This is a genomic window from Brevibacterium aurantiacum, assembly GCF_007558825.1.
GTDB lineage: Bacteria > Actinomycetota > Actinomycetes > Actinomycetales > Brevibacteriaceae > Brevibacterium > Brevibacterium aurantiacum_A.
Window position 1 is genome coordinate 124,616 of record NZ_VLTK01000005.1, and the last position, 15,220, is coordinate 139,835.

Here is a 15,220-nt window from a genome sequence, read left to right on the forward strand (position 1 = left end):
ATGAGCGGACCCAATCAAGCCATCGGCCTCAACGGGCGTCTGGCCGCCAGGTGGGCTCGGCGGGCCGTTGATCGTCTGCGCAAGGAACGTGTCGAAATCGACGAACTCAACGTCTTCCCTGTCCCAGACGGCGACACCGGCACGAACATGTACCACACCCTGCGCGCCGCCTACCTGGCCGTCGAAGAACTCACCGGACCCGTCACGCTGCCCCAGGTCGTCGCGGCTCTCGCAGAGGGGGCAGGACGCGGTGCTCGCGGAAACTCCGGACTCATCCTCGCAGTCGCACTCCAAGGCGTCGCCGATGCGCTGGAGGGCGTGACCGTAGCGACGCCCGAAGCCATGGCCGCAGCCCTCGAACTCGCCTCCGCCAGGGCCCGGCAGTCCGTGGCCCGGCCTGTCGACGGCACCATGCTCACGGTCCTCGACGCCATGGCCACGGAGGCTGCAGAGAAGGCCGAGAATGGGGCGAACCTCATCGACCTCATCTCCGCGGTGCGCCTACGCTCCCGCTCGGCACTGCGTGAGACCACAGGGCAGCTCTCAGTGCTCCGCGAAGCCGAGGTCGTCGATGCCGGTTCGACGGGGATCGTGGAGCTCTTCGATCTCCTCTACGCCACGGTCACCGGTCGGACACCGCAGGATTCGATGCTCGTCGAAGTCACCAAGTCACCGCGCATCATCCATCAGGCCAGTGCCGATGAGCTCGAGATCGTTGCCATCCTGGCCACGTATCCGGCATCCACCGATTCCGAAAAGACCACGAACACCCTCGCCGAGGCGCTCGATGACCTCGGCGGGACATCGATCGTCATCAACGGACCCAAGGTTCACGTCCACGTCGCCGACGAGGCCACCGCCGTGACCATTCTCGACCACCTCGCCGGCTACGGCATCGCCCGTCTGGACATGGAAGACCTTCGTCTGCACGAGGAAGAGGGCGAAACCCACCTGGTAGCCATCGTCTCGGGCACCGGGCTCCTCATGCACTGCGCGCTCAACGGGGCAAGTGCCCTGACACCGGATTCCGGTGACGTGCGGGCCATGACCAGGGACATCATCGCAGAGGAAGAACGTGCGGTCATCGTCGTCCCCAGCTCGACGACCGTCCTGAAAGCACTGGGACACGTCTCCGGCGGACAGGTGGTCCGTTCCCGCAATGTCGCCACTCTGCTTTCGGCGCTCGCAGTCCATGATCCCTTCGCCCCGTCCGCGGAGATCTTCGCCGATATGACCGAGGCTGCTGCCGGCACCCGTGTGGGCACCATCGTCTCGGCCGAACAGCTTGCCCTCAATCCGCCTACAGGTGCCCTGCCGGTCATCGACGATGTTCCGGGAGCGAGTTCGGATCCTGGATCAATGCTCGACTCCAGCACGGTGGGCATGCGCAGGATTCCGCTCTCTCATCCCTCGCAGTTCTACCGGGTCTTCATCGACGGGAAGGTGAAGACCCAGAGTACCGAACTCACGACCCTGGTCGAGAAGCTCGCCGATCGCCTCCTGGGCGCTGGGGGAGAGCTCCTCACCGTCGTCCACGGTCCCGGGTGCGCACCCGATGTCCTCTCGCACCTGCGGGACTGGATCCGCAAATCACACTCTCAGGTGAGGTTCCAGGACATCGACTCGAGGGACCGGGCGACGCTCCTCATCATGGGAGTCGAATGAGCGCCCGCCTCGACGACTACTTCACCGCCCGAGACCGCGGTGCGCTCAAGAAGCGAGGGATCACCTCGGTGGCGGATCTCTTCCGCTTCTTCCCGCGCAGATTCCTCGTGCCCGGAGAGAAGACGCCTCTGGGTGGGCTCCCCTTGGGGGAGACCGCAATCCTCCAGGCCGAGGTCATCTCAGTAGACACCCGGCGCATGCAGAAGCGCCGCGGCACCATCACCGATGTGATCGTCCACGACGGACAGCAGTCGATGAAGATCGCCTTCTTCAACCAGCGCTGGCTGGACAGCCAGCTGGTGCCCGGACTCACCGTCGTCTTCGCCGGAAAAGTCGAAGAATACCGCGGTCAGCTGACCCTGAACTCGCCCACCTGGCTCAATCGGGACGAACACGATGAGAAGTGGACCCCGGAGGACCTCAACTCACCGTTCCCCGTCTATTCACGGGTCAAGGGCATCGCGCAGACTCGACTGTGGAAGGCCATCAAGGTTCTCCTCGACGTCGCCGATCCGGACGAGTTCGAGGACCCGCTGCCGACCGCCATGCGAGAGAACCTCGATCTGCCCGACCTGCGCACCGCATTCAACGACATGCATCGGCCCAGGTCAGCGGCGGCTACGGAGAAGGCCAAACAGCGTTGGAAATGGGAAGAGGCGCTCGCCCTGCAGGCAGAGTTCGTCTCCCGCAAGGCCGATTACGAAAAGCTCGAGGCCACCCCTCTGCTCAACGTCGGAGCCAGAAGCGAACGGTTCGACAACAGTCTGCCCTTCTACCTCACCGCCTCACAGCTGCGAGTCGGAGAGGAGATCGAAGCAGACATGGGCCGGAGGACGGCGATGCATCGCCTCCTCCACGGTGACGTCGGCTCCGGCAAGACCGTCGTGGCGTTGCGGGCGATGCTCACTGCCGTCGATTCGGGAGCTCAGGCCGCGATGCTCGCGCCCACTGAAGTGCTCGCCACTCAGCATTTCCGCTCAATTGAGAGCCTCCTCGGCGACCAGATGGCGCTCAGTCCTCTGCTCTCGGGCGATGATCAGGTGCGAGTGGCGCTGATGACGGGGTCGATGCCGGCCCGGGAACGTAAACAGCTCGCACTCGATCTCGCCACCGGTCAGATCGACATCGTCGTCGGCACGCATGCGCTGATGTCGGATACGACGATGTTCGACAAACTGGGCCTCATCGTCGTTGACGAGCAGCATCGGTTCGGCGTCGAACAACGTGAGGCATTGCGGGCGAAAGCCGGACTCAAGGTTCCGCACACGCTCGTGATGTCCGCGACGCCGATCCCGCGGACCGTGGCGATGACAGTCTTCGCCGATCTCGATGTCTCCACTCTCGACGAGATGCCCGCCGGCACCAAGGACATCACCACCCACGCTGTGTCACTGGGGGACCATCCGAATTGGTTGGGCCGGGTCCTCCAGCTCATCGGCGAGGCGGCCGAGGACGGCCGCGGCACATTCGTCGTCTTCCCGCGGATCGACCCCTCCGACATCGAAGATCCCGAAACGGGCGAGGTGGTCGGGAGCAGAGAGGGAATTGAGGACCTGCGGGACAAGCTTCAGAACTCCGATGAGCTCCGATCTCGTTCGATCGAACTTCTCCATGGGCGGATGTCTCCGGTGGAGAAGGACCGGACGATGGCTGCGTTCGTCTCCGGCGAGACCGACATCCTGGTCTCCACGACCGTCGTCGAGGTGGGAGTCGACGTGCCGCGGGCGACCATGATGGTCGTCTTCGAAGCGGAGCGATTCGGTGTCGCTCAGCTCCACCAGCTGCGCGGTCGTGTCGGACGAGACGGCAGTGCAGCCATGTGCTTCCTGCTCACCCAGGCTTCCGAAGCCGATGAGAGCTTCGAGCGCCTGAGTGAGGTCGCAGGCACCCTCGACGGCTTCGCCCTGGCCGAGTACGATCTCGGCACCAGGGGAGAAGGCGATGTGCTCGGAGCCTCGCAGTGGGGAGGATCGTCGCTGAAGCACCTGTCTATTCTGCGCGATGCGCCGATCGTCGAAGAGGCGAGAACCATTGCGGAGAAGATCATCTCCGTCGACCCCGATCTGAGTTCACTGCCGGCCCTGCGTACCTTCATCAATAGAGTCCTGCCCGCCGAATCGGCTCACTTCATCGAGGCGAGCTGATGTCGGACCACCCCACTGAGGAGGAAGCGCAATGAGAATCATCGCTGGTGCGTTCAAAGGATCCAAGCTCGTCGCACCGGGCGGGTCCAATACCCGCCCGACCTCAGACCGGGTCAAGGAATCCCTGTTCTCCATGCTCGACGGCTACGGGGTCCTCCAAGCGGCGAATGTCCTCGACCTCTTCGCCGGCTCCGGCGGACTGGGGTTCGAAGCAATGTCCCGGGGTGCGGCCGAAGTCGATTTCGTCGATTCGGCCATCGCTTCGGCTCGGGCGGTCGCGTCGAATGCCCAGAAGCTCGGCATCGATCACTCGACTCGGATCCATTCCTCGGATGTCGTCTCCTTCCTCAGCTCCCAGCGTGTTCTGGGACTGCATGCGTCGGTGCAGCGGCGACCCGAAGGACACGCAGGAGCGGACGACGGGGGGCGAACACAGCTGGGCAACGGCCTTGATGAGGTTCAGGACGGCCAGGTGTTGGAGGCGCGCAGCGATCGCGATGACGATGAGGGCCGCATCTTCGACCTGGTGTTCATGGATCCGCCCTACCCGCTGGGGGAGGACGCCGTGACCCAGATCCTGGGTCGACTCGCTGGGCTCCTCGACATGGAATCCATCGTTGTCGTCGAGCGGGCATCACGAGCGCCCGAACCGACGATGCCGGCCGCCCTTGAGGTCTTCCGTTCGAAGACCTTCGGTGAGACCGCACTGTACTTCGTCCAGCTCAAGGCCGAATCTGAAGAGGCAGCCGATGTCGCCAACGGAGTGGGTGCAACGGCAGCAGACGAGTCGGTGTGAGCTCTCACCGTCCCTGGCACCGCACACCCTTGGTGTTCGCAGCCTGCGGGGTGGGTCTGCTGCTCCTCTGTGTGGCCATGGTGCTCATCGCCAGTGCAGTCGTCGTGAGGATCTGGCGGCTCGTGCACCGCATCCGCAGCTGAGGTTCGTCGCAACGTTCGTGGGCCTCGGCTGATCGATCGTGAGGCTACTGCACGCTGGAGAGGAACGTACGCGTCCGCTCATGCTGCGGATTGTTGAAGATCTGATCCGGCGGGCCCTCTTCGAGTACCTGGCCGCCGTCGAACATCATCACCCGGTGTGAGACTTCTCGGGCGAACTGCATCTCGTGGGTGACCAGGAGCATCGTGATGTCGGTCGTCTCTGCGATATCGCGGAGGACTCCGAGGACATCTCCCACAAGCTCGGGGTCGAGAGCGGAGGTCACCTCGTCGAGGAGGAGGATCTCCGGACTCATCGCCAGTGCCCGTGCGATAGCCACACGCTGCTGCTGACCGCCCGAAAGGCGAGTGGGGTGCTCATCGGCCTTGTCTGCGAGTCCGACCTTGTCCAACAGCGACTTCGCCTCTGCCACGGCATCGGCCTTGGATCTGCCCAGCACGTGGATGGGCGCCTCGATGATGTTCTCGAGCACCGTCATGTTGGGGAAGAGGTTGAACTGCTGGAAGACCATTCCGATCCGCGTCGTCATGGCGCGGGTCGTCTTCGACGGCAGTTCGACTCGCTTGCCGTTCTTCTCGGTGTGGGTCAGCGGTTCGCCGTCGACGAAGATGTAGCCGCCGGTCAGCTCCTCCAAGGTCATGACGAGGCGGAGGATCGTCGTCTTTCCCGAACCGCTGGGCCCGATCAGGGTCACACGCTCCCCGGGCGCGACAGTGAAGTTGAGGTCCTTGAGGACGGTGGTCTTGCCGAAGGACTTCTCCACTTCTTTGAACTCGATCGCCGGTGTGGCTGAGCTTGCGGGGTCTGCCGTCGGAGTTGATGAGGTGCTCTCAGTAGGTGGCAAGGCGCTTGTCCAATCGTTGGATGAGCAGGGACGTCGGGTAGCTGGCGGCGAGGAAGATGATCCCGGCCAAGGTGAAGGCCTCCGTGTAGGCGAACGTGGAACCACCGAACTGCTTCGCCGAGGTGACGAGTTCGACGACCGAGATTGCGAACAGGAACGGGGTGTCCTTGAACATGGCCACGGCGTAGTTGCCCAATGACGGGATCGTGGCGCGCAGAGCCTGCGGGAGCACGACAGCGGTGAATGTGCGCACCGGCGGCAGAGACAGAGCCGTTGCGGCCTCGTGCTGCCCAGGCGGCACGGAGTCGATGCCCGCACGGTAGCTTTCGGACATGTACGTCGAATAGTGGATGCCGATGACGATGCAGCCGACGGCAAGCGCCGGAATGCTGACCAGGCCGGGGATGTCCGAGAACGCGAAGTAGACGAACATCAGCTGCACGATCAGCGGCGTATTGCGGACGAAGGCGACGAGCAGTCTGACCAGCCAGTTGATCCAACGGGGCAGCGTGCGGATCGCAACGGCGATGAGGAGGCCCAGAATTGCGGCGATGACGGTGCCGACGACGGTGGCGATGAGTGTGTTGACGAATCCTTGGAGGAGGATCGGCAGTGCTTCGACCGCGAATTCCCAGTTCCAGGTCACAGGGCACCTCCGTATCCGACGTTCCCGGAACTCGGGCCGGAAACGGTCGTGGCACCGGCCTCGCGCTTCGATTCCGCGCGAGCATCTCGACGGGCTTCACGTCGATCGGACCGGGAGTTCGGGCGTCGGCGTCCCAGCCGTTTGGTGGCTTGGCGTTCGAGAAGGTTCATGAGCTCCTGAATCAGCCAGGCGATGACGAAGTAGATGACGAGGCCGACGGTGAACGCGAAGACGGTGTCGCCCGTTGACTGCCGCAGTTGTTGGATCTTGTCCGTGAGGTCGCTGAGCGTGATGAAGAAGACCACTGCCGTGCCCTTGAGGAGCTGGATGAGCAGGGTCGCCAGGGACGGGATCATCAGGGCCCACGCCTGGGGGAAGATGACGCGGATCATGCGCCTGGTCGGTGAGAGGCTGAGGGCGATGGCTGCCTCCCACTGGCCGGGGTTCACGGTCTTGATCGAGGATCGGACCACCTCGGCGGAATAGGCACCGTAGTTGAGCGATAGGGCACCGATACCGCACATCAGGGGATCGAGTTCGACTCCGAGAAGCGGAAAGACGTAGAAGAGCCAGAAGATCTGGACGAGCAGAGATGTGCCGCGGAAGAACTCGACGATGATCCTGGCAGGGATGCGCATCCAGGCGTGAGGAGAGGTCATGGCGAGTCCGAGGATGATCGCAATGATGATGGTGCCGATCGAGCCGGCGATGGTGAGGATGAGCGTTGTCTGAATTCCCTCCCACAGCTGTGGGAGGGAATTCAGCAACGTTGTGACATTGTCAGTCATGATCGGGAGTGACCAAGGACCGGATCAGGACTTGGCTGTGGGCAATTCGCCCTTGCACAGCTGGTCGGTCGTGATCTCGCCGTCAGGGCGTTCTTCCTTCGTGAAGCCGAAGTCGCCGACGACATCGAGGTACTTCTTCTCGTCGCCGACGATCTCGTCGAGCTTCTCATTCCACTTGTCCCGAAGTTCGGTGTCATCTGTGCGGAAGACCGTGGCGCCAGCACCGATCTGGGGAACTCCATCGATCTCCTGGACGAAGGATTCGCTGACCTCGACCCCGGCGTCCTTGTTGTTCTGCGCCATCCAGTTGAGCGAGATGCCGGTCAGGGCGAAGACATCGGCGCGGCCCGTGGTCACAGCGTCCATGCCGTCCTGGGGAGTGCCGACTTCCTGTGTCTTGAGGTCAAGGGACTTGGCATAGTCGGACTCGACTGCTCCGGTCATCGTCGCGAGCTTGACGCCCTTCTTCTTGACATCGTCGAGGTTCTTCATTCCATCCTGCTTGCCCTCCTTGGTCATCAGGGCGGTGGTGTACATGAACTCAGGATTGCCGAAGGCCGCCTGTTCGCAACGGTCGGGCAGGATCGACATTCCGGCGGAGATCGCGCCGAAGCGATCGGCGTTGAGACCGGGGATCAGTGAGCCGAATTCGGTGTTGACACCCTCGACGTCGTCGACGCCGAGCTCCTTGAAGACAGCCTTCGCCATAGCCACGGAAGCTCCTTGGAGTTCGCCGTCCTTCTCGAAGCTGTATGGTGCCTCACCAGCGAAGCCGACGGAGATCTTCCCGTCATCGATGGCCTTCTGGAGTGCGCTCTTATCGGAATCGCCTCCACCGCATGCTCCCAGTGTGAGCGTCAGGGCGATGATCGAGGTCGCGGCGGCAAGCCCCTTGATGGCTTTCATAGCTGTCCCTTTCATTGAACGTCGACACATCTTCGTGACATGCGTCTCAGGAACACTATTCAATACTTTCGTTGTCCGGATGTCACACTGTCAGACAACGTTATATGATCGTGATATGCCTTCACCCCCGACTTCGGAGCTCCCTGTCCTGCGCAAGGTCATCAGATCCTCGACAATCGACCTCATCGCCGATCAGATTCGGAACGCCATCTACAGCGGCTCACTGGCGCCAGGGCAGTCCATCAACGAGGTGCGCACAGCAGAGCTCCTCGTCGTCTCCCGGCCCTCACTGCGGGAGGCTCTGCAGCGACTCGTCAGTGAAGGGGTGATGACACACGCGCCCGGCCGCGGTGTCTGGGTCAAGCGGATGACGTCCGACGACATCGATGACGTCTATGCCGTCCGCGAGGCCATCGAGGCGCAGGCCGTGAAGATCGTCATCCGATCGGGCAAGCCGATCGCCCGCATCCACCAGGCGCTGGCCGCACTCGAGCTGGCGATCGAAGAGAACGCCGCCCGCGCCATCGGCGACGCCGACCTCGACTTCCATCACTCGATCGTCGCCTGCTCCGGGTCGGTCAGGCTCAGCGATCTGATGAAGGTTTCGATGGTCCACACCCGGCTGCTCTCACTCTCCGACCCGCGTGGATACGAGGTCAGGTGCGACCTCATCGAGACACACAGGGAGCTGAACGAGGCGATCGCAGCCGGGAACGAAGCACGGTCCCTGGCGGTCGTGGGCAGGGTCATGGCCGGAGCCGCTGCCCGACTGCACAACCCGCTGACGGAACCCGAGGCTGTCATCGTCAGGGCCGACGATCAGGACAAGCTCGTCGACGACCAGTGGTCACAGCTGAGGGATACGATGAAGGCATGAAGGTTGTCTGCCCCGGTTCCTATGACCCGATCACCATGGGTCATCTCGATGTCATTGCTCGCAGCGCCCGACTCTTCGACGAGGTGGTCGTTGCCGTCGTGCACAATCCCAAGAAATCCGGACGTTTCGATCCCGAGGTCCGCGCCGATCTCATCCGCCGCTCGCTGGAGGAGGATGAGCGGACCCGAGAGACGAGGAACGTCACCATCGAGACCGTCGCCGGGGGCCTCCTCGTCGACTACTGCACCTCCATCGGAGCCCCTGCAGTGGTCAAGGGGCTGCGCTCGGGCACGGATTTCGCCTACGAACTGCCGATGGCTCTGATGAATAAGCATCTGAGCGAGTTGGAGACCATCTTCGTTCCAGGCAGCCCCGAGTACGAACACGTCTCGTCCTCGCTCATCAAGGAAGTTCACTCCGGCGGCGGGAACATCGAAGGTCTCGTCCCGGGCGCAGTGCTGTCGGCGCTGAACGCCAGCCGCTGACGCATGCCGATTCCCTCTTCCTCCTCTCGGGCGTGGTTCCTCGGCCTCATCTTCCACACCGTGGTCGCTCATGCCACCTACAACGGCGTGCGCGTCCTCATCTCCTACCGGACCCTGGAACTCGGCGGCAGCGGAGTCGTCCTCGGTCTCATGACCGCCTGCTATTCCCTCGTGCCGCTGCTCACGGCACTCCTCGTCGGCCGACTCGTCGACCGCGGATACGCCACCGCTGTGTTGTGGACGGGAACGATCCTGTCGATCGTGCCCGTCGGACTCGCAGCGATGGCACCCAACCTCGGCGTCCTCCTCATCGCCACGATGTGCCTGGGCCTGGGACAGCTGCTGACCACCGTTGCATCGCAGGCACTGATACCACAGAGCTTTCCCGCCTCGGCCCTGACCTCGAAGTTCGGCTACCTCACCCTCGGCGTCTCGATCGGGCAGACGATCGGTCTGCCCGTGGCAGGTGCCATCGCCGGCGCGACGGACGGTGCCCCGCAGATCGTCAACGCCCTGTGGTTCATGACGGGGATCTCCGCGCTGACGCTGGTTGCTGCGGTCATCGTCATGCTCCGCGGCCGGACACCTCACGTCTCCCGCGCCGATGCGGCCAAAGGTGCCCGTACGCCCTGGTCCCTCCTCTCAATCCGGGGGATGAAGCCCGCGATCCTCGCCTCGATGACCACCCTGGCCGCCGTCGACCTGATGACTGCTTACCTGCCGCTCATCGGCCAGCAGAACGGGCTGTCGGTGACGACTGTGACGTGGCTGCTCACCTTGCGCACACTGGCCTCGGTGGTTTCGCGGCTGATCATCGGGATGCTCACACGCAAGTGGCGCAGCCTCTCGCTGCTGTGGACCGCCTCGGCGGCGGCAGGTGTCTGCATCATTCTCATCCCGGTGTTCACACAGCCGTGGATGCTGGCGATCCTGCTGATCCTGGCCGGATTCTGCTTCGGACTCACCCAGCCGCTGACGATGACCTGGGTCTCGACTCTGTCGGACCCGGCCAACCGGGCGGCGGTTCTGTCGATCCGCCTTGCCGGCAACCGACTCAGCCAGGTGGCGATCCCCTCGGCAGCCTCCCTGCTCACCATCGTCGCCGGGTCCGGGATCGTGTTCACGATCTCCGGGGCACTGCTCTTGGCCGCCGGTGGGGTGACCTGGCGCAACCAGCACGAGAAATGGTGACCAGGAACACCTGCGCAACCTCGCAGGCTCGATTGGTAATGACCGCCGATGATGACTAGAATGGTGAGTCGCGTGTGAACGCAGGAGTAAGCATCCTCAATCACGTAAAGGAGGAGTGAGCATGAAGAAGCAGTCTGAGTTCGTCTACGATCTCAGGTCGATGGGATTGCTCGGTCATCCTGGTGAATGGGAACGGGTGAACACCACCCTGTCTGCTCCAGCGGATCTCAAGATCGAAGTGATCGGGGTCGCAGAAGGTTCACCACTGACACTCGAGCTGATGTTCGAAAGCGTGTCGGAGGGAATCTACGTGTCGGGCACAGTCTCGGCCACGGCCCGCGGCGAAGATGTGAGGACTCTCGACGAAATCGAGTTGCCTATAGATGTCGACATCCAAGAGATGTATGTCTATGAGCAGGCCGATGGCGACGAGGATTCCTACCTCATCGACCGCGATCAGCTCGACCTCGAGCCCGCGATCAGAGACGCTGTTGTCATGGCTCTGCCCTTCAGTCCGTCAACGGACCGGAGCGAAGAGTTCAGCTTCACCCTCGGTGAGGACCTTGAGGTCGACGACAGCGAATCGGATTCGCCGTTCGCATCATTGAAGAGTTTGTTGGATGAGAAGAAAGAGAGCTAGACGTGGCTGTTCCAAAGCGTAAATTGTCGCGCAGCAACACCCGCCACCGTCGTTCGCAGTGGAAGGCACAGGCTCCCAGCCTGGTCAAGACTGTGGAGAACGGTCGCGTTGTGTACTCGCGCCCTCACCAGGCCAAAGTTGTCGAAGACGCAGCCGGCACCCCGCTGTTCCTTGAATACAAGGGACGCAAGGTCGCTGACGTCTGACCTGTGGACACTGACACCACAGCAGAACTGCAGAAGAGTCTCGGGATCGATATCGATCCCGAGACTTTTCGTCTGGCCCTGACTCACCGCTCCTTCGCCTTCGAAGCCGGCGGAATACCCACGAACGAGCGTCTCGAATTCCTCGGCGACTCCGTCCTTGGCCTCGTGGCCACCGAGTCGCTGTACTACGACAACCCGGATCTGGCCGAAGGTTCACTGGCCAAGATGCGCTCCGCCGTGGTCAACACCAAAGCCTTGGCGTCGATCGCGCGCAGACACAAGATCGGCCCCCACATTCTTCTGGGCAAGGGCGAAGAGCTGACAGGCGGCCGCGACAAGGACTCGATCCTTGCCGACACCGTCGAGGCCCTCATCGGTGCGACCTTCGTTGCCCGCGGACGTGAAGAGGCCTTCGCCTTCGTCCACCGCCTCATTGATTCGATGCTCTCCGATGCGGTGAATCTGGGTGCCGGAATGGACTATAAGACGACACTGCAGGAAGCAGCGGCCGATCTTGATCTGGGCGCCGTGAGCTACGAGATCGTCTCCTCGGGACCCGATCACGCCATGGTCTTCACCGCCACCGCCCTGCTGGGGGACAACGGCTGGGGCACCGGCGACGGCTCTTCGAAGAAGAACGCCGAAGCAGCAGCCGCGGAAGTCGCCGTCAAGGCCATCCGCACCATCTATCCGGACTACACGCGCTGAGGCATTTCTGATGCCCGAGCTTCCCGAGGTAGAGAGCGTGCGCCTCGGCGTCCATGAATGGACTGCCGGCACCACCATCACCGGCGCCGAGGTGATCGACCCCCGGATTCTCGGCACCACGTCCCAGCGTCGCATCGATGCTTCCGCAGCCGTCGAGTTCGTCGCAGCGGTGTCCGGGCGGCGAATCATCGGTGCCGAACGTCGCGGGAAGTTCATGTGGCTGACCCTGGGTGAGGACCGTGGTGCTGGCCCGGCTGCCGAGCCGGCTGCCCCTGAACTCAGCCTGCTCGTTCACCTCGGCATGAGCGGACAGCTGCGCGTCCACGATGCCGCTGACGAGATCCACAAGCATACCCGGGCGATCCTCCGCCTCGAGCGGGGGAGCGAGAGCCTCCAGCTGCGTTTCATCGACCAACGGATCTTCGGCCATCTCGGCGTTCAGCCTCTGGTGCACGCCTATGGTCGGCTCGTGCCCGCCTCGGCGAATCACATTGCAGCCGATCCTCTGGAACCGGCTTTCGAACCCGGCCTGGCTCTCGAGCAGCTCTCTCATAAGCGCACGGTGGTCAAATCAGCGCTGCTCGACCAGTCCCTGGTCAGCGGCATCGGCAACATCTATGCCGATGAAGCACTCTTCAGGGCTGGTATCCACCCGCTTGCGATCCCCGCTCGCACTCGCAAGTCCCGCCTGGCCGCCGTCCTTGACTCTGCGTCGCGGGTGATGAGCGATGCGCTGGCCGTGGGTGGGACCAGCTTCGACGCCCTCTACGTCAACGTCAACGGGGAGTCCGGATACTTCGACCGTGCCCTGCTCGTATACGGGCGCGGCGGCCAAGAGTGCGTGCGCTGCGGCACCGAGATCGAGAAGATGACGATCGGGGGACGAGGCAGCCACTTCTGCCCGACCTGCCAGCGCCCGCCGCGGTACCGCTGAAGCCGCCGCCGAGACTGCGTCACGCTGTCGCCCGGGCCTGCGTCGGCATTCCTACCCCGGGCCCGCGTCGGCCCTCGTGTACCGATGCGACAGGCGAAAGGCGGCCGGCGAGACTCTCTCGAGTCGTACCGGCCGCCTCTGGCATTCACCGATGTCGCGCGGTCAGCGCCGCGACAATGGGTTACCTGATGGTGTCGCCGTGCTCGTGATCGGCATCGTTGAGATCAGACAACTCTGACGAACCTGACTCGGCGTCTTCATTGTCTGCTGCGATCACGTCGGCAGGCAGTTCGGAAGTCTCGAGTCCGAAGACCTCGCCGTTGTGCTCGTCGACGGCGGTGGCCACCGACTGCTCGAGGATGTGACTGGCCAACTGACCCTGAATGATCAGCGGATCTCTCGACAGGTCTCTCCACAGCGCCACACAGAGCAGCAGCATGACGAGGACGAACGGCAGCGCGGAGACGATCGTGACGTTCTTCAGCCCCTCGAGAGCCTCGGCTGGATCGGAGCCCCCGGCCAGAAGCATCACCGCTGCCACGGCGCCGGTGGCCGTACCCCAGAAGATCACGAGGCCCTTGCCTGGCTCCTGCACACCGTTGGCACTGAGTGTGCCCATGACAATGGACGCGGAGTCGGCACCAGTGACGAAGAAGATCGCGATGAGGATGACAGTGACGATCATCAGGATGATGGCGATGAGGTTGGGCAAAGGCAACGCGCCGAGGAGGTCGAACAGAATCGTGTCCATGTTGATATCGGGTTCGCCGTCGACGATCTTTGCGAGTGCCTTGACCGTGCCCTCGCCGCGTTCGGCCCGTTCCTGGATGCCGATCGCACCGCCGCCGAAGACCGCGAACCAGATGGTCGAGACGACTGAGGGGACGATGAGGACGCCGGTGACGAACTGACGCACCGTGCGGCCGCGCGAGATGCGGGCGATGAAGAGACCGACGAAGGGCGACCATGAGACCCACCAGGCCCAGTAGAAGACGGTCCATGAGGACAACCAGCCATTGACGTCCGGTCCGTTGGCTGCGGTTCGCGACGCCATCTGCGGCAGGTCCTGGATGAATGAGCCGATCGAAGACGGGATGACGTTGAGGATGAAGAGGGTGGGCCCCCCGATGAAGACGATGAGCGCGACGATGAGCGCGAGGACCATGTTGATGTTCGACAGCCATTGGATGCCCTTTTCGACACCTGAGACGGCCGAGGCGACGAACGCTGCGGTGAGTATGGCGATGATGATGACGAGCACAGGAGAAGTGACTGTGGACATCAGGCCCGCCGACTCGATGCCGCCGCCGATCTGAATCGCTCCCAGGCCCAATGAGCATGCGGAGCCGAAGAGCGTGGCGAGGATGGCCATGACGTTGATGACCTTGCCGCCGACGCCGTTGACGGCGCGTTCGCCGAACAGTGAGGTGAACATCGAGGAGAACAGCTGAGACCGTCCGAGGCGGAAGGAGCCGTATGCGATGCCGAGGCCGACGATGGCATACATCGCCCATGGGTAGAGGGTCCAATGGAACAGCGTCGTACCCATCGACGTTCCCATCGCCTCAGCGGACGATCCGTCAACCGTCGCCGGCGGAGGAGACATGTAGAAGAACAGGGGTTCGCCGACTGCGGAGAAGACCAGTCCGATTCCCATGCCGGTGGCGAACATCATCGCGATCCACGACGAGGTCTTGAACTCGGGAGTCTCATCGTCCTTGCCCAGCGGGATCCGCCCGAACTTCTTCAGGGCGACGACGATGACGAAGATGGTGAAGATCGTGGCCGCGATGACGAAGAGCCAGCCGAAGTTGTCCATGACGCCGGTCAGCAGGGTACCCGCGACAGTGCCGAGGCTGTCTGGAGAGATGAATCCCCAGGCGACGAAGGCAACGGCAAGGATGCCGGCTGTGAAGAACACCATCTTGTCGAGACCTTCGCGTTTGAAGGGTCTGAGCTTGGTGGTCGGATTCTTCAGGTGCTCGATCAGCTCCTGAGTCTTGGTGTTGTCACTGCTCATAGGGATGCTTGCCGAATATGTCGGCCGCAGTGATCCTGCAGGCGGACGTGATCGGCGCTCCTTCCTGTTCAGGTACTGCATGGTGATTCTTAGACGACATGACGGTGTAAGGACGGGACATAGGCAGGCGGTAGGAAACGCTGGATCCAAAATAGACCCGTTTCGACGGATTCCCATTAGGTGAGTGGAAAAATCTTCACTATTGAGA

16 protein-coding genes are annotated in these 15,220 nt (G+C 62.8%); 11 read left to right on the top strand and 5 right to left on the bottom strand.

The features are described 5' to 3' along the window. The 4 genes from FO013_RS10335 to FO013_RS22370 are packed head-to-tail and all read left to right on the top strand — an operon-like array spanning window position 1 to window position 4,748. Window positions 1–1,665, top strand: a complete 1,665-nt coding sequence (locus FO013_RS10335; RefSeq protein WP_143922473.1) for a DAK2 domain-containing protein — start codon at window positions 1–3, stop codon at window positions 1,663–1,665. After that, window positions 1,662–3,809: an ATP-dependent DNA helicase RecG gene (locus FO013_RS10340; RefSeq protein ID WP_143922474.1), complete on the top strand. Its 2,148-nt coding sequence runs from the start codon at window positions 1,662–1,664 to the stop codon at window positions 3,807–3,809. Before FO013_RS10335 ends, FO013_RS10340 begins: the two co-directional genes overlap by 4 nt. 31 nt (window positions 3,810–3,840) lie before the next feature. Beyond that, the gene (locus FO013_RS10345) at window positions 3,841–4,605 is read left to right on the top strand and encodes an RsmD family RNA methyltransferase (RefSeq protein WP_143922475.1); all 765 of its coding nucleotides are present in this window, start codon (window positions 3,841–3,843) and stop codon (window positions 4,603–4,605) included. Further along, window positions 4,602–4,748: a hypothetical protein gene (locus tag FO013_RS22370; protein ID WP_186293048.1), complete on the top strand. Its 147-nt coding sequence runs from the start codon at window positions 4,602–4,604 to the stop codon at window positions 4,746–4,748. The genes FO013_RS10345 and FO013_RS22370 overlap by 4 nt, the downstream gene beginning before the upstream one ends. 44 nt (window positions 4,749–4,792) lie before the next feature. Here the strand turns inward: FO013_RS22370 and ehuA are convergent, their stop codons facing one another. From ehuA to FO013_RS10365, 4 genes are read right to left on the bottom strand one after another with little or no spacing between them, the layout of a single operon-like run. After that, entirely contained in the window at window positions 4,793–5,611 is an 819-nt protein-coding gene (gene ehuA / locus FO013_RS10350) for an ectoine/hydroxyectoine ABC transporter ATP-binding protein EhuA (RefSeq protein WP_101571294.1), read from the bottom strand. Next, the gene (ehuD, locus tag FO013_RS10355; RefSeq protein ID WP_143922476.1) at window positions 5,598–6,257 is read right to left on the bottom strand and encodes an ectoine/hydroxyectoine ABC transporter permease subunit EhuD; all 660 of its coding nucleotides are present in this window, start codon (window positions 6,255–6,257) and stop codon (window positions 5,598–5,600) included. Before ehuD ends, ehuA begins: the two co-directional genes overlap by 14 nt. Continuing rightward, window positions 6,254–7,045, bottom strand: coding sequence for an ectoine/hydroxyectoine ABC transporter permease subunit EhuC (gene ehuC, locus FO013_RS10360; RefSeq protein WP_143922477.1), 792 nt, complete (start codon window positions 7,043–7,045; stop codon window positions 6,254–6,256). The genes ehuD and ehuC overlap by 4 nt, the downstream gene beginning before the upstream one ends. A 24-nt stretch (window positions 7,046–7,069) precedes the next feature. Beyond that, on the bottom strand, window positions 7,070–7,951 hold the full coding sequence (locus FO013_RS10365; protein ID WP_143922478.1) for a transporter substrate-binding domain-containing protein: 882 nt from the start codon (window positions 7,949–7,951) through the stop codon (window positions 7,070–7,072). A gap of 115 nt (window positions 7,952–8,066) precedes the next feature. Here FO013_RS10365 and FO013_RS10370 point away from each other — a divergent pair, with 115 nt between their 5' ends. The 7 genes from FO013_RS10370 to mutM all read left to right on the top strand — a co-directional run bounded on the left by FO013_RS10370 (window position 8,067) and on the right by mutM (window position 12,992). Further along, on the top strand, window positions 8,067–8,828 hold the full coding sequence (locus tag FO013_RS10370) for a GntR family transcriptional regulator (protein ID WP_143922479.1): 762 nt from the start codon (window positions 8,067–8,069) through the stop codon (window positions 8,826–8,828). Continuing rightward, window positions 8,825–9,313 carry a pantetheine-phosphate adenylyltransferase gene (gene coaD / locus FO013_RS10375; protein ID WP_143922480.1) on the top strand — a complete coding sequence of 163 codons (489 nt, stop codon included), beginning with the start codon at window positions 8,825–8,827 and terminating at the stop codon, window positions 9,311–9,313. The genes FO013_RS10370 and coaD overlap by 4 nt, the downstream gene beginning before the upstream one ends. Before the next feature lie 3 nt (window positions 9,314–9,316). Continuing rightward, window positions 9,317–10,504, top strand: coding sequence for an MFS transporter (locus tag FO013_RS10380; RefSeq protein WP_143922481.1), 1,188 nt, complete (start codon window positions 9,317–9,319; stop codon window positions 10,502–10,504). Window positions 10,505–10,625: 121 nt separating this feature from the next. Further along, window positions 10,626–11,144 (top strand): YceD family protein, encoded by a 519-nt coding sequence (locus FO013_RS10385; RefSeq protein ID WP_143922482.1) that lies wholly within the window; start codon window positions 10,626–10,628, stop codon window positions 11,142–11,144. 2 nt (window positions 11,145–11,146) lie between these two features. Beyond that, the gene (gene rpmF, locus FO013_RS10390; protein WP_009885115.1) at window positions 11,147–11,350 is read left to right on the top strand and encodes a 50S ribosomal protein L32; all 204 of its coding nucleotides are present in this window, start codon (window positions 11,147–11,149) and stop codon (window positions 11,348–11,350) included. A 3-nt stretch (window positions 11,351–11,353) separates the two neighbouring features. Next, a complete protein-coding gene (gene rnc, locus FO013_RS10395; protein ID WP_143922483.1) occupies window positions 11,354–12,058 on the top strand; it encodes a ribonuclease III in 705 nt (234 codons plus the stop codon). A 10-nt stretch (window positions 12,059–12,068) separates the two neighbouring features. Continuing rightward, window positions 12,069–12,992 (top strand): bifunctional DNA-formamidopyrimidine glycosylase/DNA-(apurinic or apyrimidinic site) lyase, encoded by a 924-nt coding sequence (gene mutM / locus FO013_RS10400; protein WP_143922484.1) that lies wholly within the window; start codon window positions 12,069–12,071, stop codon window positions 12,990–12,992. 181 nt (window positions 12,993–13,173) lie between these two features. Here mutM and FO013_RS10405 read toward each other — a convergent pair whose 3' ends face one another. Next, window positions 13,174–15,012 carry a BCCT family transporter gene (locus tag FO013_RS10405; RefSeq protein ID WP_186293049.1) on the bottom strand — a complete coding sequence of 613 codons (1,839 nt, stop codon included), beginning with the start codon at window positions 15,010–15,012 and terminating at the stop codon, window positions 13,174–13,176. Between the last annotated feature and the right edge of the window lie 208 nt (window positions 15,013–15,220).